This is a genomic window from Sphingomonas antarctica (assembly GCF_965137005.1).
In the GTDB taxonomy this organism is placed as follows: domain Bacteria; phylum Pseudomonadota; class Alphaproteobacteria; order Sphingomonadales; family Sphingomonadaceae; genus Sphingomonas_O; species Sphingomonas_O antarctica.
Window position 1 is genome coordinate 22,953 of the sequence record NZ_CBCRXM010000004.1, and the last position, 24,035, is coordinate 46,987.

The 24,035-nt window shown below is 59.6% G+C and carries 24 protein-coding genes; 18 read left to right on the forward strand and 6 right to left on the reverse strand.

What is annotated here, in order from left to right; all coding sequences use genetic code 11:
- Window positions 1-37 precede the first annotated feature (37 nt).
- A complete protein-coding gene (locus ACM9ME_RS05475; RefSeq protein WP_415642436.1) occupies window positions 38-859 on the reverse strand; it encodes an AAA family ATPase in 822 nt (273 codons plus the stop codon).
- The gene (locus ACM9ME_RS05480) at window positions 859-2,340 is read right to left on the reverse strand and encodes a Mu transposase C-terminal domain-containing protein (protein ID WP_415642437.1); all 1,482 of its coding nucleotides are present in this window, start codon (window positions 2,338-2,340) and stop codon (window positions 859-861) included. Before ACM9ME_RS05480 ends, ACM9ME_RS05475 begins: the two co-directional genes overlap by 1 nt.
- Before the next feature lie 147 nt (window positions 2,341-2,487).
- On the opposite strand from ACM9ME_RS05480, the gene ACM9ME_RS05485 reads away from it, so the two are divergent.
- Window positions 2,488-3,084 (forward strand): recombinase family protein, encoded by a 597-nt coding sequence (locus ACM9ME_RS05485; RefSeq protein ID WP_415642438.1) that lies wholly within the window; start codon window positions 2,488-2,490, stop codon window positions 3,082-3,084.
- A 251-nt stretch (window positions 3,085-3,335) separates the two neighbouring features.
- Here the strand turns inward: ACM9ME_RS05485 and ACM9ME_RS05490 are convergent, their stop codons facing one another.
- Window positions 3,336-3,533, reverse strand: coding sequence for a hypothetical protein (locus ACM9ME_RS05490; RefSeq protein ID WP_415642439.1), 198 nt, complete (start codon window positions 3,531-3,533; stop codon window positions 3,336-3,338).
- A gap of 249 nt (window positions 3,534-3,782) precedes the next feature.
- On the opposite strand from ACM9ME_RS05490, the gene ACM9ME_RS05495 reads away from it, so the two are divergent.
- The 10 genes from ACM9ME_RS05495 (at window position 3,783) to ACM9ME_RS05540 (ending at window position 14,386) form a co-directional block, all read left to right on the forward strand.
- On the forward strand, window positions 3,783-5,342 hold the full coding sequence (locus ACM9ME_RS05495) for a PAS domain-containing sensor histidine kinase (RefSeq protein WP_415642440.1): 1,560 nt from the start codon (window positions 3,783-3,785) through the stop codon (window positions 5,340-5,342).
- Window positions 5,335-5,958 (forward strand): response regulator transcription factor, encoded by a 624-nt coding sequence (locus ACM9ME_RS05500; RefSeq protein ID WP_415642441.1) that lies wholly within the window; start codon window positions 5,335-5,337, stop codon window positions 5,956-5,958. Before ACM9ME_RS05495 ends, ACM9ME_RS05500 begins: the two co-directional genes overlap by 8 nt.
- A 73-nt stretch (window positions 5,959-6,031) precedes the next feature.
- A complete protein-coding gene (locus ACM9ME_RS05505; RefSeq protein ID WP_415642442.1) occupies window positions 6,032-6,451 on the forward strand; it encodes a response regulator in 420 nt (139 codons plus the stop codon).
- Between the two features lie 333 nt (window positions 6,452-6,784).
- The gene (locus tag ACM9ME_RS05510; RefSeq protein WP_415642443.1) at window positions 6,785-8,563 is read left to right on the forward strand and encodes a pyridoxal phosphate-dependent decarboxylase family protein; all 1,779 of its coding nucleotides are present in this window, start codon (window positions 6,785-6,787) and stop codon (window positions 8,561-8,563) included.
- A gap of 64 nt (window positions 8,564-8,627) precedes the next feature.
- Window positions 8,628-10,148, forward strand: a complete 1,521-nt coding sequence (gadC, locus tag ACM9ME_RS05515; protein WP_415642444.1) for a putative glutamine/gamma-aminobutyrate antiporter GadC — start codon at window positions 8,628-8,630, stop codon at window positions 10,146-10,148.
- Entirely contained in the window at window positions 10,145-10,843 is a 699-nt protein-coding gene (locus tag ACM9ME_RS05520) for a MarC family protein (protein WP_415642445.1), read from the forward strand. Before gadC ends, ACM9ME_RS05520 begins: the two co-directional genes overlap by 4 nt.
- Window positions 10,840-11,802 (forward strand): hypothetical protein, encoded by a 963-nt coding sequence (locus tag ACM9ME_RS05525; RefSeq protein ID WP_415642446.1) that lies wholly within the window; start codon window positions 10,840-10,842, stop codon window positions 11,800-11,802. The genes ACM9ME_RS05520 and ACM9ME_RS05525 overlap by 4 nt, the downstream gene beginning before the upstream one ends.
- A 612-nt stretch (window positions 11,803-12,414) precedes the next feature.
- Entirely contained in the window at window positions 12,415-13,035 is a 621-nt protein-coding gene (locus ACM9ME_RS05530; RefSeq protein ID WP_415642447.1) for a recombinase family protein, read from the forward strand.
- 99 nt (window positions 13,036-13,134) lie between these two features.
- Complete coding sequence (locus ACM9ME_RS05535; protein WP_415642448.1) at window positions 13,135-13,818, forward strand: hypothetical protein; 684 nt, start codon at window positions 13,135-13,137, stop codon at window positions 13,816-13,818.
- A gap of 142 nt (window positions 13,819-13,960) precedes the next feature.
- The gene (locus tag ACM9ME_RS05540) at window positions 13,961-14,386 is read left to right on the forward strand and encodes a nuclear transport factor 2 family protein (RefSeq protein WP_415642692.1); all 426 of its coding nucleotides are present in this window, start codon (window positions 13,961-13,963) and stop codon (window positions 14,384-14,386) included.
- Window positions 14,387-14,731: 345 nt separating this feature from the next.
- Here the strand turns inward: ACM9ME_RS05540 and ACM9ME_RS05545 are convergent, their stop codons facing one another.
- Window positions 14,732-15,592: a hypothetical protein gene (locus ACM9ME_RS05545; RefSeq protein WP_415642449.1), complete on the reverse strand. Its 861-nt coding sequence runs from the start codon at window positions 15,590-15,592 to the stop codon at window positions 14,732-14,734.
- 247 nt (window positions 15,593-15,839) lie between these two features.
- Between ACM9ME_RS05545 and ACM9ME_RS05550 the strand changes: the two genes are divergently transcribed.
- A complete protein-coding gene (locus ACM9ME_RS05550; protein ID WP_415642450.1) occupies window positions 15,840-17,729 on the forward strand; it encodes a phage tail tip lysozyme in 1,890 nt (629 codons plus the stop codon).
- Window positions 17,730-17,963: a hypothetical protein gene (locus ACM9ME_RS05555; protein ID WP_415642451.1), complete on the forward strand. Its 234-nt coding sequence runs from the start codon at window positions 17,730-17,732 to the stop codon at window positions 17,961-17,963.
- Between the two features lie 166 nt (window positions 17,964-18,129).
- Here ACM9ME_RS05555 and ACM9ME_RS05560 read toward each other — a convergent pair whose 3' ends face one another.
- Window positions 18,130-18,534, reverse strand: a complete 405-nt coding sequence (locus ACM9ME_RS05560) for a hypothetical protein (RefSeq protein WP_415642452.1) — start codon at window positions 18,532-18,534, stop codon at window positions 18,130-18,132.
- 12 nt (window positions 18,535-18,546) lie between these two features.
- Here ACM9ME_RS05560 and ACM9ME_RS05565 point away from each other — a divergent pair, with 12 nt between their 5' ends.
- Complete coding sequence (locus ACM9ME_RS05565) at window positions 18,547-20,445, forward strand: hypothetical protein (protein ID WP_415642453.1); 1,899 nt, start codon at window positions 18,547-18,549, stop codon at window positions 20,443-20,445.
- Between the two features lie 65 nt (window positions 20,446-20,510).
- On the opposite strand, the gene ACM9ME_RS05570 is transcribed toward ACM9ME_RS05565, so the two are convergent.
- Entirely contained in the window at window positions 20,511-20,765 is a 255-nt protein-coding gene (locus ACM9ME_RS05570; protein ID WP_415642454.1) for a hypothetical protein, read from the reverse strand.
- 31 nt (window positions 20,766-20,796) lie between these two features.
- Here ACM9ME_RS05570 and ACM9ME_RS05575 point away from each other — a divergent pair, with 31 nt between their 5' ends.
- From ACM9ME_RS05575 to ACM9ME_RS05590, 4 genes are all read left to right on the forward strand, one after another.
- Window positions 20,797-21,189 carry a hypothetical protein gene (locus ACM9ME_RS05575; RefSeq protein WP_415642455.1) on the forward strand — a complete coding sequence of 131 codons (393 nt, stop codon included), beginning with the start codon at window positions 20,797-20,799 and terminating at the stop codon, window positions 21,187-21,189.
- A gap of 1,237 nt (window positions 21,190-22,426) precedes the next feature.
- The gene (locus ACM9ME_RS05580; protein WP_415642456.1) at window positions 22,427-22,888 is read left to right on the forward strand and encodes a hypothetical protein; all 462 of its coding nucleotides are present in this window, start codon (window positions 22,427-22,429) and stop codon (window positions 22,886-22,888) included.
- A gap of 1 nt (window position 22,889) precedes the next feature.
- Window positions 22,890-23,336, forward strand: a complete 447-nt coding sequence (locus tag ACM9ME_RS05585; RefSeq protein ID WP_415642457.1) for a hypothetical protein — start codon at window positions 22,890-22,892, stop codon at window positions 23,334-23,336.
- Window positions 23,333-23,947 (forward strand): hypothetical protein, encoded by a 615-nt coding sequence (locus ACM9ME_RS05590; protein ID WP_415642458.1) that lies wholly within the window; start codon window positions 23,333-23,335, stop codon window positions 23,945-23,947. The genes ACM9ME_RS05585 and ACM9ME_RS05590 overlap by 4 nt, the downstream gene beginning before the upstream one ends.
- The last annotated feature ends 88 nt before the right edge of the window (window positions 23,948-24,035 follow it).

Sequence of the window (24,035 nt, forward strand, 5' to 3'; positions counted from 1 at the left end):
GTAGATGTCAGCGCTGATTGGCACAGTCCTGTCAGCGCTAAGTGACACCAATCACAAGGGTGCTGCGCGCCGCTTCCACCACATCGTCGGTGATCGCATTGAGGCCGTTGATCCTCAGGATGCGCTCGATCTGGACGAACAAGCGGTGCAGCAAACGGAAGTTGCCGCCCGTGATCCGCACGATCGCGGCGACTGCCTGTGCGTCGGTGAAATCCGCATCGTCCATCGCTAGCCCCAGGTCGCGCCAGCGCCGTGTCAGCACAAAGGTCAGTTCCTGATCCTGCAACGGTCGGTAGTGGTGGGCAAAGCCGACGCGGCTGAAAAGCTGCGCGTATCGCTCCATCCGTTTTTCGATACCCGGCATCCCGATCAGGATCAGGCCGATGCCCTGCCGATCGAACAGGTCACGCAAATATTCCAACCCCGTGTTGGACAGGCGATCGGCCTCATCGACGATCAACAATTCGACAAAATGTTTGCGGGGAGACGCGATGATCTGATCTTTGGGACGGATATGCTCATCGATGCAGGCATCGACCCTATCGATGAGACGGGGCAGGTCCTGACGAAGCTCGCGGAGCGTGCTGCCCACTGTGGGCGTATAAAACACGGCACGCGCGCGATTGAGGTCGGCGTAGATTTTGAGGTCTGACGGCTGCCGCGCACCCCATGTCATGAGTAGATCGACTGCGCCGTCCCAACGAGCGTAGCGTCGCGCAGACAGGGTTTTGCCGACGCCGGCCGTGCCATGACACAAGCCGATGTAGCGGTGCTTACGGACGGCGTTTGCAAATTCGGTGAAGCGGCGATGCTCCTGCGTCGAGATAAAGCTGGTGGCGCGAGCGCTTCCGTCCGCCATCACTCACCCTCATAATAAGTGCGGAGGCGCGGCTTGTTTCGTGTCGGCTCGGGTGTCGTGGCAGGCGCGGGTTTCGATGTTGGAGCCTGTGTCGTGCCCGAAGCGGGCGGGCGCAGGATCGCGGGCAGATAGTCCGCAACGCGGGCCTTTCTCTCTCCAATCTCGCTTCGCAGCCGACGACGATAGGCAACGCGGGCGGATTGGACATCCTTGAGCGTGATATTCTGGCCAGCATGGTCGGGGCTGACAGCCCGGCACAGAAAGATGTTGCGATGGAACACCCGAACCTCGCCGACGTCACGAGGATCGTAGCGGATTGTCACCGGCTCGCCGACATAGGCGGCAAGCGTAGGGTCGAAGTAGCGCAGCCCCTCGAAACGGATGCCGTCGCGGTGGACGGTACGAGGCTTGGCGACCATGACCAGCAGCGAGTCCAGCTCCTCCAGTGTTTCCGGCATTCGGGATAGCCAACCGTCGCCACGCCACGCGTCTACGGGCGGTACGCCAATCGCGCGGTGCGAGCGGACGTTGTAGATCGCGACGATGTAAGCGCCGATCGCGGCGTCCAACTCGGGCAGTGTCAAGCGAGGAGGCGAGACCGGTTTGCCGTTGCGAAGATTGCCCGGCAGTTCTGTCAGTAGTTCCGTGTTGATGGTGCGGAACAACCGCTCGATCTTGCCGCGTCCCTGCGGGCGCGCAACGGCTGAGTAAACCAGACGGATACGAAGATCGGCCGCAGCCTGTTCGAGGTGGAGGCTGGTGAAGTCCGATCCGTGATCGACGTATAGCACATCGGGAATGCCACACACCGGCCATGCCGTGTCGGCCTTACGCCAGATCGCCTGCCGCAGCGCGAGCGAGGTATTGAGCGCAGATGGCGCACCGATGAAAACCATGTAGCCCGCGATCGCGCGCGAGTGATCGTCCAGCACGGTCGTGAGCCACGGCCGCACCTGGCGACCGCCTGCATCAAGAATCAGGATATCAAGCTGGGTATGATCGGCTTGCCATATTGCATTGGGGCGTTCGGCGCGGTGTCGATGCACCAGCTCGAACTTGTCGCGGAAGGCAGCGGCGCCTTCATGTGCCAAGGTCAGCATCGCCGGATCGATCCGACGGACGATATCGCGCACACTGCCATAGGACGGCATTCGCCATTCCCGTTCGCCGACGATGCCGGCGAGACGACGATGGATAGTCACAATCGATGGCGGTGGTTTGAGCAGCGCCATGCCCTCGATCAGTTCCACCAGTTCTTTCGGGAAGGTGCGCTTGCCCGCTTCCGGACGGGTTGGTCGCGCAAGTCCTGCCGGACCATCGGCACGGTAGCGGGCAAGCCAGCGGCGGGCGGTGCGGATCGATATGCCGGCGTCGATCGCGGCCTCGGCCAGCGGCACTGCATCATGGAGATGCCGGCGAAGTACGACCATCCGCGTCGTGACTTCCACACTTCCCGGTTCTGGCCTTCGATCATCGGTCATGGTGATTTACCCCGTCCGAAAGAGGATCGTTCAGCGGACAGTCGATAGCTGGCTTGTCGAGGCACAGAAAACCGCCAAACCCGAGTCTCACATAGATAGTACTATATCTTTTGCGTTGAGGGACCCCTTTACGTTACAGATTCGTCCATGACGCACACGCTTATCGGCTACGCCCGATGCTCCACTGACAAACAGGACCTTGCCGCCCAGCAGGACGCGCTGGTGAAACTCGGCGTCGCGGCCGATCGCATCTATACCGACAAGGGCTTTACCGGGACGAATCGGACCCGCCCCGGTCTCGATCAGGCACTTGCGGCGGTACGGAGCGGCGACACGCTGGTGGTGCCGAAGCTCGATCGTCTGGCCCGATCGGTGCCGGATGCTCGTGCGATCGGTGACGACCTCGCGGTGCGGGGTGTGAAGCTCCAGCTTGGGGCCAGCGTGCATGATCCGTCCGATCCGATGGGCAAGTTGTTCTTCAACATCCTCGCCACCTTCGCCGAGTTCGAGGCGGATCTGATCCGAATGCGAACTCGCGAAGGCATGGCGGTGGCGCGCGCCAAGGGAAAGCTGCGCGGCAAAAAACCCAAGCTGTCCGATCGCCAGCAGAAGGAGCTGCGCCGCATGTATGACACCAACGACTACTCGATCAGCGATCTTGCCGAAGTGTTCTCGATCTCCAGGCCAACCGTGTACCGGACGCTCGGGCGTCAGCCGACTGCGCCAACCGCGGATGCAGCATGATCGGCTGCTCTCGCCCATGGTCAGTCATGACCGAATTGCAAACCTTGGAAGCCCGGTATTGTGGGGCGGACTTCTGACACCCGCCAAGCCTCGGAAAGCATGGGTCGGATGCGCGTGTCAGAACCGACCGCGGCTGTTGAAAAGTCAGACACCTCTGCCTGTGGCTTCCCGAGTGGAACCGCCAACTTGGGATTGACGCGATAGGACGAGAATGGCGATTTCTGGCGATCGTCGCGATATGGTGGATTCGCTTAAAGACTGATTTTGCGTTTCGCCATTTCGGCGGAGGCGCTTTCGCTTAAGGGAGTGCGAAGCTCCCCTTTGAAGATATCGGCGAGGTCGAGGAGGTCGTCGTCGCTGAGCGTTACGATTGACGCCTCGATTTCAGCGAGGCGCTTTACGGCGCGCGCGTCGCGGGCGGCGACCCGTTTTGTCCGATGCTTGAGCATGACGCCTCCCTATCAGCAGATACATTCTGATGGCACGGTTTAGCCGGTTGGAGGCGGAGCCGTTTTCGGGAGACCGCCGCCGCCTTAGCCTCACAACGGTTCCGGGATCGAACCAATATATAAGATGGGTCCTATGCGCTCCCTGAACGTTGCTTTTCACGGGTTCCCGAAGCTTCGAGGACGCCTAGGTTAAAGGTAGAGTGTTCCCATGAGCTATCGCCACGCCCCCCGATTGAACGATCGCTCTTTATGAGCGGCACAACGCTTGCCGATGTTTCGTCAAGCAGCGAGGCGATCACCCACAGGAATGCGGTAATGGCGGAGGAGCTCGGGCTGCTCATCGACGGGGCGACGAGCTACGCAATTTACATGCTCGATACCGAAGGCCGCGTGACGATTTGGAACTTAGGGGCCGAGCGCATCAAGGGATGGACAGAAGCCGAGATCATCGGTTCCAACTTCTCGAAGTTCTACACGCTCGAAGATGTCGCCATCGGCAAGCCCGTTGATGATCTGGCACGCGCGGCTGCTTGCGGCCGCATCGAGGAAGACAGTTGGCGGCTCCGCAAGGACGGATCAGAGTTTCTCGCCAGCATCACTCTGACCGCACTCCGAGGCGCTGGCGGAGAATTGCGCGGGTTTGGCAAGGTTGTCCGAGACATAACCGACCAGAAAGCCGCGGAGGCGGGGCTGGTGCGTCGCGAGGACCACCTTCGTTCGATTCTCGCCACGGTGCCCGATGCGATGATCGTAATGAACGAGCACGGCACCATGTCCTCATTTAGTACGGCCGCGGAGCAGATGTTCGGCTATGCCAAGACCAATGTCCTCGGACAGAATGTCAGTTTACTAATGCCTCCGATCGAGCGTCGCGATCAAGCCAAATTCCTGCGCGACTATCTTACAACTGGCGGCTCAAGCATCATCGGGAATGTCCGAATGTCTACCGCTCAACGCGCGAGCGGCGACGTCTTTCCGATCGAATTGGCAGTCGGCGAGGCCTCGATCGCCGGTGAGCGCATCTTCACCTGGTTCGTCCGGGACCTGACCAACCGCCAGAAAACCGAGCGCCAGGTAAAGGAACTGCAGTCTGAGCTGATCCACGTTTCCCGTGTCAGCGCGATGGGAACAATGGCGTCGACGCTCGCGCACGAGATCAATCAGCCGTTGACCGCGATTGCCAACTACCTTGAGACGACCCGAGATATGATTGGCGACACCAAAGACGGCCTCTTGAGCGAGATCGCGGAGGCGCTCGGTCTCGCGGCGGCCCAGTCGCTCCGGGCGGGGACAATCGTGCGACGGCTGCGCGCCTTCGTCGACGGAGGTGAGACCGGGTTCGGAATTGAACGGTTGGACATGCTCGTCGAAGAAGCGACCAGCCTTGGTCTGCTTGGCGCGCACGAAGCGGGAATTAAGGTAACGATGACCATCGCCGCTGGCCTGGACACGGTGTTAGTCGATCGTGTGCAGATCCAGCAGGTGCTGGTCAATCTAATCCGCAACGCAATCCAATCGATGGCTACCGTCGCATGCAAAAAACTGACGATTGCCACCGCGCCCGATCGGGACGGCTGGGTGCGGGTGACCGTGGCAGATACGGGCATCGGTCTCGATCCCGACATTCGCGCCCGGCTGTTCGACGCCTTCGTGACGACCAAGGAAGATGGGATGGGTCTTGGGCTGTCGATTTGCCGAACGATCGTCGAGGCGCATGGCGGGCGGATTTGGGCGGACGCGGACGCTGGCACCGGCGCGGGTACGGCGTTTCACTTTTGCGTGCCCTTAGCAGGAGACGACGATGTATGACCGTACCATCCACATTGTCGACGACGATGAGGCGATCCGCCGTTCGATCGGCTTCATGCTTCGCAAGGCGGGCCACATAGTCGAGACCTATTCGTCAGGCATAGAGTTCTTGAAGGCGACCACACGCGAGACGCAAGGTTGCGTCCTTCTTGACGTGCGTCTGCCCGAAATAGACGGACTGGAGGTCCAGAGACGACTGGCCCAACAAGGCATAATGCTCCCTATCATTATACTGACCGGTCACGGGGATGTGATGCTTGCGGTTCGCGCAGTGAAGGCCGGTGCTATCGAATTCCTAGAGAAGCCATTCGAACGATCAGCGCTGCTAAAGGCCATCGACGAGGCGCTGGACCAGGCCGGCCGGAATGATAGGCACCACCTCGCTTCCGCCGAGGCTATCGTCCGCTTGGCAGCGCTGACGGAGCGGGAGCGCAATGTGCTCGACGGGATGGTACTCGGTCGGCCCAACAAGCTGATCGCCTTCGACCTCGGGATCGCGACAAGGACAGTCGAGGTTCACCGCGCCAATCTCATGGAGAAGCTGTCCGCGCGTAGCCTGTCCGATGTCCTGCGGATCGCGTTTACCGCTGGCTTGGGCGTGGGCGATCCGGCCTGAGACCCATCGCCTTCTACGTACAGACAGCGAACCGTCCAACATGCGAACCCACGGTAAATTCGAGGACGCACGCATGCCAGACGACACGAACATCTCTTTGCCGGAGGGAGTCGGCGTTTCTCTCGTCAATGGCGATTCCACCGTCCGCCATGCCCGACAGTTATTACTTCGGTCCGAGAGATACGACGTCAGGTCTTACGCGAGCTGTGCGGCACTTCTGGCTGATCCGGCTTCCCGCGACAATCCCTGCATCATCCTCGATCTCGAAATGCAGGAATGCGACGGCGTGGATATTCTGGCAAAAATGCGCGCCAGTGGTTGGCGGGGAAAGGCGTTGCTGTTCGGTAGCCTCGATCCAGGCAGCGTGCTCTTGTACGAAGCAGAGCGCCATGGAGACAGGGTAATGCAGCCCAACGTCGGCGATCTGACACTTCTGATCGCAATCGATGCGTCGGTCGACCGTAGCTGGGCGGGGTGGAATGCCGTGGCCTAAACCATAGGTGCTGTGGATCGGAAATGCTGATCGCCCCGACCAGATCGGCCCCTGTACCTTATTCGGACACAGATTCAGGTAGGCTTCCTTTCCGTCTCTCCGTCTCACGTCGAAGATAGCTTAGCTTCCTGCCCAAATTACGGCGTCACCCAAGCGCGCGAGGGAAGCGCAGCGTCGTTTGACGAGACCACCTATCGAACGCTTAACGCGAAGCTTCGAATTGAAACTCGTCAGCTCGGTCACTTCTCTGCGTAGTTCCCGATGGTTAAAAAGAGGTCCCGATAGGTCGAAGAGACGGTTTCCCAACGACCATTTCATGACCAGAGGTATTCCATGCACGATCGGACCCAAGCCGCCGCGGCCATCGCGCACGCATCCTCGGTCGACGAGGCAACTGAGAGCGAGGCGTCGGCAGCATCAGCCAACCCGCCGAAATGGGCGAAATATCATGCCAAAATGGCGAGCGAATTCCCCTCGCCGTTCCGTGGTCAGGACGATCCGCTCGCCCGCCAGATCGGCAAGTTTGTCGAGAAGCTAGACATGCTGCGGCCCGAAAAGGGCGGTCCCGCTTTTCTCGGCAAGAACCCCGCGTTGACCTATTCGTACCCAGACGTGAAGAACATCACGATCCCGCAAGCGATGGGCGATCTGGACACGGTGCTCGATGATGTCGTCAATCTATTCGAAGGCGCGCCCAATTGGGGTAACCCGCTGACAATGTGCAACGTTATCCCGCAAGCCAATACCGCTGCGGTTGTTGCATCGATGCTGTCGCAGGTCTTCTCCGCTAATATCCTCGAAGGTGAATATGCTTGGAATGTTCACCGCGCCGAGCTCGAAACTGCCGGCATGGTCAGCAACATGTTTGGATGGAATCCGGTCAACAGCGGCGCGATCTATACTTATGGGGGCGGTGGCTGCTGGACCTATGGGCTTAAATACGGTCTCACGCGGGTTCTGACCGAATCGCGGGCCAAGGGTGTTCGGACCGACGCGAAGGTTATCTGTTCGCAGCAGGCGCATTACGTGCAGCAGAATGCGACCGACTGGCTCGGCCTCGGCATGGACAATATAGTCCATGTGCGCACCGACATTGCTACCAATCAGATGGATCTGGGTCATCTTGAGGAGCTGCTCACCGATTTCGCTGCCCAAGGCGTTCCCGTAGCGACTGTCGTCTGCACGATGGGCACAACCGACGCGAGCGCCTTCGATCCGATTGGTGCGGTGCGTGAGGTTATGGACCGTCACCCCAACCCCGAAGGCTTCGGCAAAGCGGTGCTATATGCCGATGCGGTAGTCGGCTGGTCGTGGATCTATTTTAAGGATTATGATTTCGAGGCCAATCCGCTCGAATTCTCCGACCGGATCCTGCCAGTGCTAAAGCGTAATGGCGACGCAATGCGCGATCTGGAATATGCTGATTGCGTCGGCATCGATTTCCACAAAGTTGGCTGGGCACCCTATGTAAGCAGCTGCTTCCTCTATCGCGATGCGACCGAATTCGAGTCAATTCATCGCCGCGGCGCTGATGCCTATCTACAGGCACGTACGCCTTATAATCCGATGTATTATACGCTTGAGGTCTCGCGTACGGCTTCAGGTTCGCTCGCGGGTTGGGCGACGCTCAAATATTTCGGCAAAGAGGGTATGCAAGCCATTCTCGGCGGCATCCTCGAGACCAAATATTATCTTTACGACTTAATCGGAAGCCACCCTGATATGGTGTGCGTGAATCCTGACGACAACGGGCTAATCACTCTGTTCCGTGTCTATCCCAAAGGGATCGATGCGCGGGTGCAATATGGGCGCGAGCTAAACGATCCTGCGCTCCGTAGCGACCTGATCAAGCACAACCACCTCACCGAGGCGGTTGGCAACAAGCTGTTCGAGTGGTTCCGCGCGGGCAAGCAGATCGACGGCAGGTATACGCCGTACATGAGCTTTAGCACGGGCTTTCGCGACACCTGCTACAACCGCGACGGCACCGACGCCGAAGCTGTGGTATACGCGCTAAAATCGTTTCCAATGAATGTTTTCATCACGCCTGAAACGATGCAATGGGCGCTGCGCTGCGTCGAGGAAGCGCGCGACGAAGTCCTGAAGCGTTGATCTTCCCGAGCGTCCTCCGCGCCGCCGACCCAGGTCGGCGGCGCGCTTAATCAAGGCCATTCCCATGTCCGCGAGCACGCTCCCTGCCGCCGATTCCGGCAGCACCTCCAAGGCCGTGGGCTGGCTCGCGCATGGCGGCCAGACAAAGCCACGCCCCAAGATCGTCATCGGTATGATGGCGTTCGCGATCATGAACGTGACGACGATTGTCAGCCTGCGCGGCATGCCAGCCCAAGCCGAGTACGGCATGGCGTCAATTTTCTATTATCTGTTCGCAGCGGTCGTATTCTTGATCCCGGTGTCGCTGGTCGCCGCCGAACTGGCCGCCGCCTTCCCGAAGCAGGGCGGCGTGTTTCGCTGGATTGGAGAGGCGTTCGGTCCGCGCTGGGGCTTCGCCGCCATTTACTACCAGTGGCAGGCGATCGTGATCTGGTTCCCGACCGTCCTGATCTTCGCGGCGGCAGCACTCGCCTACATCTGGTGGCCGCCCGCATTTGACCAGGCACTAGCCGACAACAAACTCTACACGATCGTCATCTTGCTCGCGGTCTACTGGTTCGTAACACTCTTTACCTTTCGTGGCATGGGCGCGTCGACGCGACTTAGCTCTCTGGGCGGCCTGTTCGGTACGATCGTCCCCGGCGCGATCCTGATCGCACTTGGCGTAGTGTATGTAGCGAGCGGCAAGCCGATGCATCTCGATCTCCATGGCAGCCTGATCCCAGATTTCAGCAATTTCCACAGCATGGTGCTGGCAGCGAGCGTATTCCTGTATTTCGCCGGGATGGAAATGCAGGCGGTCCACGTAAAGGATCTCACCAACCCGACCCGCAACTATCCATTGTCGGTGCTGATCGCGACGATCATGGTCGTCGCGATCTTCGTGCTCGGCACGCTCGCCGTCGGTGCGGTCATTCCCCGCGAGGCGATCGATATCAATCGCGGGTTGCTCGTTGCTTATAACGAGTTGTGGGCGTCGTTCGGTCTGCCCTGGCTCGGCAATGTCATGGCGGCCATGCTCGCCTTCGGCGTGCTGGGCCAAGTCAGCGTCATCGTCGCAGGACCATCGACCGGGCTCCTCGCCGTCGGCAAGGCAGGATATTTGCCGCATCTCCTCCAGAGGACGAACGCGCACGGCATTCCGGTTGCCATCCTGATTCTCCAAGGGGTGCTCGTGACGGTGCTGTGCATTGCCTTTACGGTGCTGCCATCGGTCGAATCCGCCTACCAGTTGCTCAGCCAGATGGCGACGATCATCTATCTGGTGATGTACGTCCTGCTGTACGTCGCGGCGATCAAACTTCGCTACAGCCAGCCTGATCGACTCCGTCCCTTCCGTATCCCTGGCGGCATTCTCGGCATGTGGCTGGTCGGCCTTGTCGGACTGGCAGGCGCGCTCGTTGCTTTGGGATTTAGCTTCATTCCGCCCGCGCAGATCAGTACCGGCAATCCGGTCCTGTACGTCGGCACCCTGCTGATCGGATCGGCACTCTTCCTCGCGATTCCGTTCATCATTTACGCGTTTCACAAGCCCGGATGGAAAGCGGCGGATTCGGACTTCGAGCCATTCGAGAGCGTGGTGTGAGCGGCGCGTTAGATACCGGCGCGCTGGTCACGATGATCGTTGGCCTGTTTGCGATCACCGCGCCAATCGCGATCCTGCCGCTGTTCGTAGCGAGCACCAAGGGGCAAACCCCTGTTGGGCAGCGGCGCACCGCGCTGATCGCCGCCGCGACTTATATCGTCGCCGGACTGCTAGCGTTATTCGCCGGCAACGCAGCACTCGGCGTGTTCGGCGTGAGCGTCGCCGCGCTCCGCGTTGCAGGCATGGCGGTCATCGGCGTGATTGGCTGGCAGATGCTCAACGCGCCTACCCCGACCAACGATGGACCAGCTCGCAGCCACCACCATCGCGCATCGAACACGCACGTGTCGACCGTGGCGGATCGCGTTGACGCTCCGTCGCCGTCCTCGGTCGGGATCATGCCGTTGGGCTTTCCGATCTATGCCGGGCCGGGCGTTTTGTCGGTTATTATTGCCTGGGGCAGCGGCAGCCGCCCAGTCTATTTGGCAGCCACGGTCGCTATTTTAGTGAACGCGGCGATTATCGTCGCGCTAGATTTCCTGGCAGCGCCGATCACGCGTGTCATCGGTGAAAAGGCTCTGCTGATCACGGAGAAGGTGTTCGGACTGCTGGTTGTCGCGATCGCGGTCGGCGGCATGGCCAGTGCGCTGCTCGTCCTATTCCCCGGGCTCGGTATGGTGAGTTCGGTTCGATGAGAATTACCACAGCCCTCGTCGCCGTCTTCACGCTGGGATTGCCGTGTGGTGCCTTTGCCCAAGAGGCCGACTTGGCGGTGCGCAATCAATGGTTCACCGGCTCGCTCGAAGCGTCGTCGCCCGCGCTCGCTAAGGCCGGTGCGCTCGCGATCGAGCCCTATCTGATCTACAAGATCGACACCGGAGCGTATGAGGACAACGGTCACCATAATCGGGGAGGTGACGGCATCGACCAAACCCAGGTAGTAATCGTGATGAAGTATGGCATCACCGACCGCCTTAGCTTTCAGGCGCTTCCGACGTTTGTCCGCGTGACGGATGGTCGTTCCAGAAGCGGTCTTGGGATCGCCGATCTTCCGATCGAACTCGAATATCGTTTGAAGGATGAGAATGGTCGCACCGGTTCGCCCTCGATAACCGCAAGCGCCGGGTTGGTGCTACCTACAGGGCGCTACGATCGTCTCCACAATGCGCTCAATGGGTTGGGCGGTGGTGTCACCCTCGCGAAGCAAGGGGTCGTGGTCGAATCGCTGTTCGACACCAAGGGTGGGCATCCGGTTAGAATTCGCGTCTTCGCTTCCGCCACGGAGCCATTGGCATCGGCGGGTGTGCAGGATCTGAGCGTCTATGGCACTGCCTCCGGTTTCGCCGGGCGCGCGCGACCGGGCGTGTCGACCCAGATCGGGATCGCTGCCGGGTATGCGATTGACCAACGCTGGGTGCTGGCCGCCGACCTAGTGCGCAGCGATGCCGGCAGGTCGCGGTTATCCGGCGTCGATGGTACAGGTTCTCCGATCGGCACGACCGGCGCCCGCGCGTCGAGCACGGCGCTTGCCCCGGCTATAGAATACAATTGGTCGGCCAATGCGGGGATCATTGCAGGCGTTGAGGTCTCTGTCGCAGGTCGCAACACAGCCTCGTATGTCGCACCTCAGATCGCAATCGCGCTAAGTTTTTAAGATTCGGTGTTTGTCTACTCCAAAGCGTACCGCGAATCCGTCACCAGTTCGCGCTTGGGGCCGTGTGAACCTAGCATCCCGGCAACGCTGCCGTTACAGCGAGATTGTTGCGCGAGCAGAGGATTGTGGAAGCAGAACATCCTCGCGGAACGCGATGTGGACGCAAGTGCGCCGCCTGCGTCGCGACCGCGAGGAAATACTGATAGGGTACGTTCCCGCGTGACAACGACGAGAGCGCATGTTCGGCCACCTGAAGCGCAGAGAACGCTAAAGCTGCGAGGTTAGGCAGGAGTTGCTAAAAGTTGAACATGGTCGCCGCGGCCTGCGAACTTCAAGTTCCGCCCGCGGAGCCATACCAGCGTAAGCGGCAGGGTGCCTTAACATCACATGAGGCGTCGCAGTTTAGCTGACGACCGCACAACACTTTTCAATAGTCTCACTTCATTATGAAAAGCCAGCACAACCGTTTTTGCATTCAGGGGTGCCATTTAGCGCCGACAGAACTGTGTCAATTAGCGCTGAAGTCTACACTTTTGGGTGTCGGAACGGGGGATGCTGTCACGCGCTCGCAAACGGACGTTTAGGTGACACGACAGATTGGGAGGACCAGGCATGTTAATTGGCTATATGCGGGTCTCGAAAGCTGACGGCAGCCAAGTGACCGACCTACAGCGTGATGGGCTCGTAGAGGCTGGCGTCGCTGCCGACCAACTCTATGAGGATCGCGCCTCCGGCAAGCGCGACGACCGGCCAGGTCTCGATGCCTGCATCAGGGCGCTTAGGGAGGGCGACACGCTCGTCGTGTGGAAGCTGGACCGGCTCGGCCGCAACCTGAAGCACCTGGTCGAGGTCGTGCAGGGCCTAAACGCCCGCGGCGTCGGGCTTAAGGTGCTTACCGGCCAGGGTGCGTCGATCGACACCACCACGGCCAATGGTCGGCTGATGTTCGCTTTCTTTGCGGCGCTGGCGGAGTTCGAGCGGGAATTGATCGTCGAGCGTACAATGGCAGGGCTTGCCGCCGCCCGCGCTCGAGGTCGCAATGGCGGGCGGCCGTTCAAAATGACGGCGGCCAAGCTGCGGCTTGCACAAGCGGCGATGGGCAAGCCCGAAACCAGAATTGCCGAGCTCTGCGCCGAGCTGGGGGTCACGCGGCAGACGCTATATCGCCACGTGGCACCGAAAGGTGAACTCAGGCCTGACGGTGACCGGCTGTTGGCACGCAAAGGAAAATAGCTGCAGGTCCGCTGTCGCCCAAAGTCGGCCGTTCAGGCACCTTGAAGCACGTCGCGAAAACAGACATGCTTGCGACCATTGGTGAGCAAGGAGCGCGGGATGCGAACGGTCCTAATCTGTTCAACGCTGCTTTTGGCGAGCATGACGGCTGCGCCGGTTTGGGGCCAAGCAACGACACGTGCATGCACGCTCTCCGAGGAAGCTGGTCCCGCTTGCATGCTGGCACGGAAAGATTTGCCTTCCTTGCCGTCGGGACAGGCTTTCTGGCATTTGGATCGCTTCAAATCTAAAGGTGCGGCTCACAAAGCGGCGGGTCCGGCGAGCACAGTTGTCGAGGCGTTCGGGGCAGTCTGGCTTTTCACCATCGAGCAAGCCAAATGGCGCGCGAAGGGCGGCAAATCCGTCTCCGTGATTGGACCGCTGCCGATCGAACCAGCATCGAACTATTCCGCTGAATATCTGCGATCGATCTTCAAGCCTGGAACCAAGGCACCGCTTCATACGCATTCCGGCCCGGAAGCCTTCTTCGCCGTGAGCGGCGACACATGCCTTGAAACGCCTGACGGGGTTCAGATTGGACGCGGTCCGGGCAACAGCTTGCTGATCAAATCCGGCCCACCGATGTTGCTCATGGCAATTGGCAAAGATCCACGGCGAGGCTTCGCATTGATCCTCCATGACGCCAGCCGACCGCCGACAACCCTGACGCAGGCGTGGCAACCAACAAGGCTGTGCGAACAACAATTCGAGAAGGATGAAGGCCAAAAGCCGACTGGCAGCTAACCACCAGGTCGCGACGTTCCCGATCGACGGGGGCCGAACCCAGAAGGGGCCAGTCCGAAAACGCCCCAGTTGCCGACATTCAGCCGAATCCGTAGACAGCGGCACGGAGGTCGATTCGATGCGGAATCTAGCTTTGCTGAGCGTGCTGATAACGAGCCTGATGTGCAGCACATCGGCATTTGCTCAGACTTCGGATGCCACCCGGCAAGAGATTACAAGAGCGGAGGACGACTGGCGGAAGGCGAGGATCGCAGGCAACATTGCATTTCTGGAGCAATTTTATGCTGCAGAGGCGCGGATCCAGAGCATGGACGGCAAGGTGAAGTCTCGTGCTGAGGATATCGCGGTGTTCGCCACTGGCAAGATCAAGCCGAAGTTTATCGATCATGGTCCTCTGGACATCACGACCTATGGCAAAACGGCAGTTGTTACGGGCGTCGACCATCTCGGCGGTACCGCATTTGGCCATTATGGCGAGATGTATCTCCGGTTCACGGACGTCTTGGTAAAACGAGATGGGAGCTGGCGATTGGTGGTGCAGCAGGCGACCCAAACCTCTGGCTTCTGAATATCCGCTGTCCACCACTTGCAGACGTCGGCGCGTTAGGCCCTGGGCACCGTCGTTCTTTATCTGTTCGGCTAAGCGTTGTTTATCTCACAATGGTCGCGCTGCCCTCCACTGGACAAAATGGGCCGTTGGCTACCTTGACGAGTGGTGGCCCGACATTATCCGGCTTGGCCTTGAGGCGTCCGTTGTCGCCCAGATCCATGCCACTCACGAACACGTTGGCGAGGAGTTACTCGAGATGGCATATGATGCTGCGGCGGACGAGGAAGTTCGTCGCGATCCCATCGGTTGACCCGGGTAAATACGGGTGCGTGCAAAGCACAGGGACCAAGTAACCTCACCAAATCAGGAGGCCGCATCACTTGCGAGCTTCATCAGAATCTCTGGTGTGGAAGGGGCCCACGGATTTTTGTGAACGCGGACTAGCCTTCGAGTGCTCGGCACAGCGACAATAATTGGCGTTGCTGATTTGCCACTGATCACAATTCGGAACTCATCTTGCCAAGAAAAAGAGGTTATTTTTATGAACGGGTCTACGACGAAACGTGTATCTTCTAATTCATTAACATAGTTTATCGGCACAGCAGCCATTTCCGTATTTTCTGGGAACTGTCTCATTATCTCTCTGAGGTATTTTCTCATATTCACGACTTCAAGGTACATGTCATAGCCGAATTTTGAATACATATTACGGCATAATTCGTCGCTCAAGTTTAAAGAAAAGCAAATTACATAGGCGTTCACCATCACCATGTGGCGTCCGCCTTTCTTAATAACTAAAGAGAAATTTTGGTCAAAATCAGCGCTTCTTACGCGTGGATCAATATGTTGATGAAGGACAATATCGCGGAGTTCATCGCCTTTCACGAGTGTAACTTCTTCGGCCTGACACCATGAAGCCACGCCTTCAAATGCGTCGGAACGGCCATCGTCAATACCATCTTGGACTCGAAAAGAATCCAGTGTGCCGATGCGAATGTCGCCACGCCTAACGGAGGCAAGATACGCGGAATTAAAAAATCGAAAGGCGCGACCTTTCATTGCTAGCGGTCCCTGTTGGGAAATTTGCACGGGGCAACCTCGCGCCGCCAAGCGCTTCAACACTCGCTCACGGGAAGATTTAACCATCGCTCTCTCAGGGTTGGCAAATTGGAATTTTAATGCGTTTTCTAGACTGAGTTCATCATGTTCGACCGCTTTTAGCAATGCGAGCAGCGCTCATTGACAGGTGCCTTCACAAGCCTGGGGCTAACCTAGTCGGCAATAGCGGACCTTCGTTCTTGCCCCAATCTCAGAAGAGGCGTAGAAATTAGCGCACAGCTGCGGATCGCCCGACCAGCGGGGCATCACCTTCATTCGATCTTTAGGTCGGAGGAGTGAGAATGATCCCGCCTGTGCTTTTTAACATGATGATGATCGATCCGTCGGACGCAATCGGCGGGCTTGTGGTCCGATGAGCGCTTATGACGACATGATCGGCAACCTGCTAAATGCGGGCGGGTTGGCGGGGCAGGCGTTTGCGCAGGGCGACCGCGACTTCCAAAATAAGCAGCTGGGAAATCAGAGGCTTCGGGAGGGGCAAGCCCAGTTGGCAGATGCTCAACAAAAGCGAATCGAAGACCAGCAGTATCAAACCGACATTCAGGGCTATCTCGCAAACCCGACCGCGCAATCGCGCGCGGCGATCCTTGCCCAGCACCCTCTGCACGCCGAAGCATTCAAATCAGCGGCAGACATGTTGGATGCGCCTGTGCGGGAATCCCATGAACTGCAGCTCTACACGCTGCATAACACTGCCGAGAGCGGTCGGGTCGATCTGGCACTGAAGCAGGTTGATGGTCTGATCACCGCTGACCGAGCCGCAGGCCACGCCACGGACAACTGGACCCAAATTCGCGACGACCTCGCATCGACCGATCCGGCGGTTCAAAAGCAAGCCATGAAGGATTTGTCGGGCAACGCGTCGCTCGCCTTTTCTGCATCAAACCCGACAAAGGCGAAGGCGCTGGGACTGCTTGTGGACAGTCCAGACTACACCCTCGAAGCGGGGGCCGTGCGCTTCCACAATGGCAAAGAAGTAGCGCGTTCGCCCATCATCAAAGACGCGGCTGGCAATCCTTACGAGGCAACCGGTCCAACCGGTCAACCTGTTGCTGGCGTGCAACCCACTGGCCGCGCGCTTATGTCGCCCAAAGCTACGTCGGTTGCGGCAACGCTCACGGATGCGGGTCTGCCACCCGCTGTCGTCGCTGGCTTCATGGGCAATTTCCACGTCGAAGGCGGCTATGACGGCGCTCAGGGTGACGGCGGATCGGCCAGTGGGATAGCGCAATGGCATAAGGACCGGGCCGATACTTTCCAGCGCATCATCGGCAAGTCTGTCACCGATGCCTCACCCGAAGATCAGGCAAAGTTCGTCGCATGGGAAATGAACAACCCCGTAGCGGCGGGCATGACTGTGGCCAAGCGCGATGCGATCCTCGCGGCAAAGACGCCAGCGCAGGCAGCCGCGTTGATCGACCAACATTATGAGCGATCCTCGGGCCGTGACCGAAACGTCCGCATGAGCGCGGCAACGGCGTTCGCTGATCAATATGGGCAGCAGGGCGCACCCGCCCCCGACGCTGGCGGCATCCCCGGCTATCGTCGCCTGACGCCTGACAAGCCCGGCATCCGCCAACTCACTCCCCAAGAGGCAACGACGCGCGGGCTCTCGGCGGACAAAGTGTGGGAAGTGCGGCCCGATGGCGGTGTGCAAGCCATTGGGGATAGTGCGGCAAAGTCGGCGGTCCCCGGAAACTCCGATCTGTCCGGGGATGCGTATCAGCAAGATCTGATGAAGACCAACCCATCGCTCGCACGGCAGGCTCAGGCCGTATTGGACACGCGCCTTGCATATCCCCCGGCGACAGCGCGCTCACCGCAGGCTCAGGCTTTGCGCGCGGCTGTGCTGCAGATTGACCCATCGTATGACGAACAGGCTTTCAGGCGCCGCGCCGATACGATCAAACAATACACGCCAGGCAGTCCGGGGCCGGGGTCCTCGATGCTCAGCGCGGCGACGCTCATCAACCACATCTATGAACTCGCTCAAGCAGCGCACGAACTCCCCGATCACTCCACGTCGATGCAAAACTCGGTCTCATCGTGGTGGGCTGGCCAGACCAACGCGCCTTGGTTGATCAAATACAATGAGGGCCGCAAATTCGTCGCAAGTGAACTGCCCAAGTTTCTGGAAGGCAAAGCTCCGACCCAGGGCCAAGTCGAAGAGCACATGGCAAGCTATGACCCATCCAAGGGCAAGACCGGCATTCAGACGGCGCTGGCAACCGACATGGACTAAATGTTCGGCAGGTATCAGCCGTTGATCCAAGCCTACAAGGATAACACCGGCAAGGACCTCGATCTCGACAAGTTCGCGCCGGGGAAAGCCACGCGGGCAAAGGCGGCAGCGCTCGAATATTTCCGCACGAACGGATCACTACCCGCCGTCGTCACGTCACCGCAGCAGGCAGCTAAATTGCCGCACGGCTCGATGTTCGTGACGAACGACGGCCGCGTGCTGAAAAGGCGCTAAGATGGCTGAGGATCCTTATGCTGCGTTTGGCGAGCCTATCGTTGCTGTCAAAGATGAAGTGACGGCGTCCGGCGCGTATAATCGTCCGTCGCACGAGCAAGCGCCACAAGCCGTCGCGCCTGAGCCCGCCACTCAAACTGCTGCGCCGCCTGCAAACGATCCTTACTCAGCGATCGGCGATCCACACGTCACCGACGTATCGGGCACATCCGTAAACGACCCGAATGACATCACGCCAAGCAAGACGCTGACGCCCGACCAAGAGGCGGAATATGGACAGGTAATCCGCAACGGTTCGGTGCATGACATTTTGTCCAAGGTCGAGGGCTTCGGGTTTAGCGTCGATCCGGCCAAGATGGCCAAGTTCGTGCATGATCGTGACGCGGCAATCGCCAAAGGCGGGCAGGTGGACTTTTCGCCAGCTTATGCACCGGTCACGCCCGTTGATACGACTGCGCCTGAAGCGACGGCTCGCGGGGTGATGGATACCGTCTCGGTCGGAACGATGCCAAAGATGGGCGCATTGATCGCTGGCACCGAGGCTGCGATGTCTGGCGGCGACTTCGACCAAGCCTATCATTCGATGCTCGATCAGAACAACGCAGCGATCGGCTCGGATGAGCAGAATCACGGCACCGCTCGGTTGATCGGTCAGTTGGTGGGAGGGCTCGCCATTCCGACCGGCCTCGAAGGCGTTGGTATCAAGGCAGGGACGGAGGCGCTTCGTGGCGGCGCGAGCATGGCCGAAGCTCGCACGATCGCTGCAAGGGCTGTCGGCCAGCGCATGATTGCGACGAACACGGCTTATGGTGTTGCCCACGGTGCGGGGTCTGCCGATACCTTGGGTGACGCGGCTAAGGGCGCGCTAGTCGAAGGCACTATTGGCGCTGTCACTGGTGGAGTTCTGGCCAAGGCAGGCGAGACCCTTGCGCCGAAGCTGGCTGAAAGAGCTCTGGCAGCACGCGCTGCACCGATGACGCCCGCGCAACAACTGACACAAGAAACTCAAAAGTTCGTTGCCGCAGCCGATCGTCAAGATATTGGGTTCATGGCTGCGGACTTGCCCAACGCGACCAAAAGCCGCTTCGCCACGGCAGTCGCGGGCATTACGTTGGGCGGCATTCCACTTGCTGACCGTGCCACCGAACTGATCGGCCAAGCCAAAGCTGCACGCGATGCGATTGCGGCGCGGCTTGCTGGCGGTGTGGATAATGTCACCGACAAGACGGGCGCAGGACAGGCGGCACAAAAGGGCGCGCGGGAGTGGATGACCACTACAGAAGCCAAGGGGCAGGCGCTTGAGGATGCGTTGCCGATCGACGCAAAGGCCAAAGTTCAGTTAGGCGAAAGCCGTGCCGCGCTTCGTTATTTGACGACGGGCATGGAAAGCAACCCTGAGTTGTCCAAGATATGGACCGAGAACCCCCGCCTGAAAGCGACCCTCGACGCACTCACTCCAAAGGAAATTATGGAGCCTGGGAAGCCAGCGCAAAAAGGCGGCACCGGATTCGGCGTGGACATCGAGGGAACCCCTGCCGTTCCCGCGAAAGGCACCGGTAAAGCCGAAGGCGGCGAGCTTGAGTGGAAGGATATGCGCCGCCTTCGCACCATCGTCGGGCAAATTGTCGGGCAACCCGGCCTGTCAAGCGATGGCGCAGCGATCGATGGCCTTCGCAACCTCTACGGCGCGCTATCGCGGGATATGGAAGCGACCGCAGCCGCGACCAGTCCGCGCGCTCTAACTCAGTTTGGGCGGGTCAACCAGTTCTGGCGCGGTCGGCAGTCGCGGATCGACAACGTATTGAGCGATGTCCTCGGCAGTGACGGCAAGAAGGACCCGCAAAAAGCGTTTGAGGCAATCCAGCGGCTCGGCAATGCTCAAGGCGGACAACCGATCAAGCTGGCGCAGACTTTGCGCTCCATGCCGACAGACGAGGCCGACAGCGTGCGAGCGACCATTATCGGCCACCTAGGCGATGCAGCGGCAGGCAAGCAGACCAAGGATGGCGACGTCTTTTCGCCTGCCACGTTCGCCACAAAGTGGAATGGCATGTCGCCCCGCGCCAAATCGATCTTGTTTCAAGGACAACATGCCAAGGACTTGGACGACATTGCCCGCGTGATGGACGGCATGAAGGCGGCGGGGCAATTCGCCAACGTGTCGAAAACAAGCATTGCCACTTCTGCTATGGCGACGATGGGCTCTGGTTGGCTCAATCCCTTTGTGCCCGTAGTCGCATCGGCATTGCAGTTCGGCGGCGGCAAACTGCTGGCCAATCAAACCGTGGCGCGCTGGATCGCTGGAGCGCTCAAGAAGCCAAATCCAAAGGCAGGATTTACGGCCATTCAGGGTCTGACCAAGATTGCTCGCGCGGAACCCGCCATCGCCAATGAAGTGTTCAGCCTGCAATCGCGACTGGCCAGCGCGTTCACTTTACCGCCGACAAGTCTCGCAGCGAACGAAGGCGACAACCATCGCTGACGGATCGGCTGGATAGATTTCGACGTAGAGTAGTGCAGCCACCACGAATGTGCGCCAGACACGCCTCAACGTTTCAGCTCATCCAACTTTCGCACGATCACCCATGTCGCCACGCCGATCGCAAGGCATATTGTCCACGGACCCTCCATGCGATCGTAGCGTTCCTGCGACATTGTCGTGAATGCGTAGACCGTGAAGGCGACGCTTAAGGCGACTGCCAGCCAAGGGATGATTGCTGCAATCCGCTCGCTCACAAGACGCTCGTGCACCAACGTGGCGCATTTTGTAAAGCAGGCACCGGTCTGGTTGTCGCACAGCAACGCCTGTCGCATAACGCGATGAGGGGGGCTTATGAAAATCTATATCGCGATTGCGGCGCTTATGTTGTCTGGCTGCACAAATCAGCCATCTTACGCCGAGCTCAAGGATGAGAACGCGGAACTGCAATCTCAGGTCGAACAGCTACAGAGCCAATTGAGCGACGTCCGGGATAAGGCCGACGAGGCACAATCAAAGGTGAGCGACCTAGAATCCACGGTCGAACGCTTTTCGTCGGAGGATTGGCAGAACGTCGTGCCTGAAGCTGAAGTCGCGGTTTCCCGGACGGGCCGATTCCATTTCCCCCATAAATACGTTTTACCCCGCAGAGGTGATTCAGGCAGCGTTTTCGACGCAAAACCGCCGAACTCTCTATCAGGCCCACAATCGGGTCTTCGGCCCGAGATTTGCAGCTTCTCCGATTAATCCGGGAAAACACGCGCCAGACGCCCGCAGAGCGCCTTGGTCGGGCATTGGGGGATCGTTCGATCGCTAGGAGGCGGCGTTGCCGTCCTCCTGTCAAAGCATAGAAATCAAGCAATCTCAAAGGGCTGGCCGCACTCGGGGTTTCTCTCCGATAAATGCGTTTTACCCCGCAACAATGCCTCGCTGATTTTCTCGCATAAATGCGTTTCATTCCCGAAGACCGCACAAATGCTGCCAAAGGCGTGGAAAATCGGACCCCTTCTGATTTATCCGGGAAGGAAATCGAGGACGGCGACGCGTCACCGCCTGATCCAGGGCTTTCACGCCCGAATTTCGCAGGCGCAATACCGCTAACTTGACGGGTTCCCCGTCAGGTTAGCTCAGGCGCAATACCGCTAACGTTACGCGGTGCCGCGTATCGTTAACGGTCGCTTCCACTCCGTTTCAGCAGGCCCGGACCTCTCGGCCGCCGTCAGGCTCGCTGTCGCTCGTGGTCGCCGCTCAGCGGCTCGGATCGTATCACTTCGTGATCCTTGGGCGCAACCTGCGGTGCGTTGCTGGAGACTTTACCAGACCGATCGGCGTTAGCGGCTCCGCCGGCCGACCGAGCGGACGGCCCCGAGCCGCCAACAACCGTGACCTGAGCAGGTCCTTTGCCAATCCTGGCAGAGGAGAAAAAGACATGTCCAATACGAAAGCCTGGAGGCAGAAACGCCGCACGACCAAACCGAATGCACGGCAAAAAAGGAATGGCCTGTTCCTCGACGCGCATCCCTTTTGTCAGGGGTGCTGTTGCCATCAGGCACGCGAGGCGCACCATGAGTTGCCCCGCGGACATGATGACCGATACGACTGGCGGTTCATGATGGCCTTGTGTGTAGCATGCCACGTGCTTCGACACCGGGCGTTGTCGGCTAGCTGACGCCAAGGGGTGGAGGCGCGACCTTCACCCCAAGCCCAATGCCTTTCGCACCAGCCGGCGGATCGCTTCAGGGCGCGACGGTTTCGGGTCAGGTTGTTCACCGATCCACTTATCCAATGGCTGAAGCACATCGGCCAGCAATCGAACCTGTATCGGGGCGCCCTTGCCAGTCGGTTTCGGCCCCCGCCGTTTTTGTGGTTGCACGGTTTCTTGATCTGGCATGAAAACCGTGATACCAGAGTAGCGAGCCGAGGGGAAGTTCCAGCTTCCACCCCGGCTCTGATCGAAACCCCTCGTTGAGGAAGGGACACGACTATGACCGCTGTTAGCACAGCCGCGACACCGCTCGCCACGCCTCCGTCGCTCGCATTGGCGACGAAAATCATCACGTCTCGTGGCGTCGCATTTGCGCTCGATCCAGCCGCGCCTACCGACAAGGGCGAACTGGCATTCAGTCTTTGGAAGGCCACGTTTCAAGCGATCAACACTTCACCGATCGGGGACGGTGAGACCGGCGACGATGCAGCGCGTTGGAAGACGATTGACCGGCTGGAAGCCGACATCCTCGCTGACCTCGCTCCCACACCCCGCGCCGCCGAACGTAAACTTTGGGTCGCGCTGGCCCACGACGGCAGCCTGACTGACGGATCGGATAACGCAGCCGCCTGTAGCGAAAACCTCAGTCACTTTATCGCACTCGGCGACGCGCTTGACTGGAATGTCCGATTTCATGTCGGCGCAATTGCGGCCCTTCGTCGCGCGCAGGGGAGGGCATAACATGGCGAGCCAGCCCACCAACCCATCGGTCCCCGCGCTCGTTGAGACGCTGGACGACATGCCCGATTATTATGCTTCGGTGTGCAAGGGGCGCTGCCTCGAACCGGAATATATGGACGGCTGCACCCTGGCCTTCACTAAGAAGGGCAAGCCCAAGACCGGTGAATATGTCTGTCTGTGGTTCAAGCCCGAGAAGGTGCCACATGGCGAGCATCAGTGCATGGTCAAGCGCGTCGTCATGGCGCTGCCCGACGAATGCACATTCCCGTTCAATGCGGGGCTGTGGGTCAACGCCGTGCCCTTCATGATCGTTGAGATGCTGAATCCGCCGCGTCAGTTTCCGGTGAAGGCGAGCGACCTGCTGGGCATCCACCGCATGTTAGGCGAGGTGGACCACGACGGTCAGGGAATGGCGCGGTTGCCCCGAAGCTGGATGGAGGAAGCGTGATGGCGACCAACCCCATCACGGCGCTGCCGTCCGTGCCGCCCATGCCCGCCGTGTCGCGCATCCTGGCGCGGTTCGACCGCCGACAGGTCGAAGGCTTCATCTCGGTGGCGATCGATCTTCTCGACACGCTCGATGGTGATGCAGAGAACGAGGATGGCGGCGACGACGAACCCGATGACGATTGGAAGGGTGATCAATCCTTCGCCGAATGGCACACGCGGGGGCGGCATAAGCTGTCCCCATTCGGGGCCGAGCATGGCAACACCACATGCAGGGGCTTCCTGGAAGACACAGAAGCCGACGACCACGCCGAGGACGACGACCCTGAAAGCGGGATCGAAGATCAGCCACACGACGCCGAGGAGGATTGTGGGGCCGAAGAAGCTGGCGAGCGCGAGCAGATGATGGGCGACGTGCTCACGCTGCCATGCTTTGCAATCGAGCCAGATCCCGAAACCGGCCGTCGCCCCTATGTTGGCCATACCAACCTGCTGAGCACGTTTCAGTGCGGCAGCGGCGCTGGGGCCGGCATCCACGTTCGGTCGGCGGACAGCGGTAAGGTGCACCTCGGAACCCGCGGTCGAGTAGACAGGCCGGGAACGCCCGCATGACGCGACACCGTCACGGCAACGCGCCTTAGAGCGAAAGCGTCAAGTTGACGCCATCAGCGGCCTCGGCTCCCAATTCAGCGCCTCGGTC

What these genes read in the sequence shown, in the direction of transcription:
- ACM9ME_RS05565 (WP_415642453.1), top strand. Translation starts at nt 18,547, where the DNA reads ATGCTCGATCAGAACAACGCAGCGATCGGCTCGGATGAGCAGAATCAC.
- ACM9ME_RS05480 (WP_415642437.1), bottom strand. Translation starts at nt 2,340, where the DNA reads ATGACCGATGATCGAAGGCCAGAACCGGGAAGTGTGGAAGTCACGACG.
- ACM9ME_RS05495 (WP_415642440.1), top strand. Translation starts at nt 3,783, where the DNA reads ATGAGCGGCACAACGCTTGCCGATGTTTCGTCAAGCAGCGAGGCGATC.
- ACM9ME_RS05580 (WP_415642456.1), top strand. Translation starts at nt 22,427, where the DNA reads ATGACCGCTGTTAGCACAGCCGCGACACCGCTCGCCACGCCTCCGTCG.
- ACM9ME_RS05550 (WP_415642450.1), top strand. Translation starts at nt 15,840, where the DNA reads ATGAGCGCTTATGACGACATGATCGGCAACCTGCTAAATGCGGGCGGG.
- ACM9ME_RS05490 (WP_415642439.1), bottom strand. Translation starts at nt 3,533, where the DNA reads ATGCTCAAGCATCGGACAAAACGGGTCGCCGCCCGCGACGCGCGCGCC.
- ACM9ME_RS05510 (WP_415642443.1), top strand. Translation starts at nt 6,785, where the DNA reads ATGCACGATCGGACCCAAGCCGCCGCGGCCATCGCGCACGCATCCTCG.
- ACM9ME_RS05575 (WP_415642455.1), top strand. Translation starts at nt 20,797, where the DNA reads ATGAAAATCTATATCGCGATTGCGGCGCTTATGTTGTCTGGCTGCACA.
- gadC (WP_415642444.1), top strand. Translation starts at nt 8,628, where the DNA reads ATGTCCGCGAGCACGCTCCCTGCCGCCGATTCCGGCAGCACCTCCAAG.
- ACM9ME_RS05505 (WP_415642442.1), top strand. Translation starts at nt 6,032, where the DNA reads ATGCCAGACGACACGAACATCTCTTTGCCGGAGGGAGTCGGCGTTTCT.
- ACM9ME_RS05475 (WP_415642436.1), bottom strand. Translation starts at nt 859, where the DNA reads ATGGCGGACGGAAGCGCTCGCGCCACCAGCTTTATCTCGACGCAGGAG.
- ACM9ME_RS05530 (WP_415642447.1), top strand. Translation starts at nt 12,415, where the DNA reads ATGTTAATTGGCTATATGCGGGTCTCGAAAGCTGACGGCAGCCAAGTG.
- ACM9ME_RS05485 (WP_415642438.1), top strand. Translation starts at nt 2,488, where the DNA reads ATGACGCACACGCTTATCGGCTACGCCCGATGCTCCACTGACAAACAG.
- ACM9ME_RS05555 (WP_415642451.1), top strand. Translation starts at nt 17,730, where the DNA reads ATGTTCGGCAGGTATCAGCCGTTGATCCAAGCCTACAAGGATAACACC.
- ACM9ME_RS05500 (WP_415642441.1), top strand. Translation starts at nt 5,335, where the DNA reads ATGTATGACCGTACCATCCACATTGTCGACGACGATGAGGCGATCCGC.
- ACM9ME_RS05585 (WP_415642457.1), top strand. Translation starts at nt 22,890, where the DNA reads ATGGCGAGCCAGCCCACCAACCCATCGGTCCCCGCGCTCGTTGAGACG.
- ACM9ME_RS05525 (WP_415642446.1), top strand. Translation starts at nt 10,840, where the DNA reads ATGAGAATTACCACAGCCCTCGTCGCCGTCTTCACGCTGGGATTGCCG.
- ACM9ME_RS05535 (WP_415642448.1), top strand. Translation starts at nt 13,135, where the DNA reads ATGCGAACGGTCCTAATCTGTTCAACGCTGCTTTTGGCGAGCATGACG.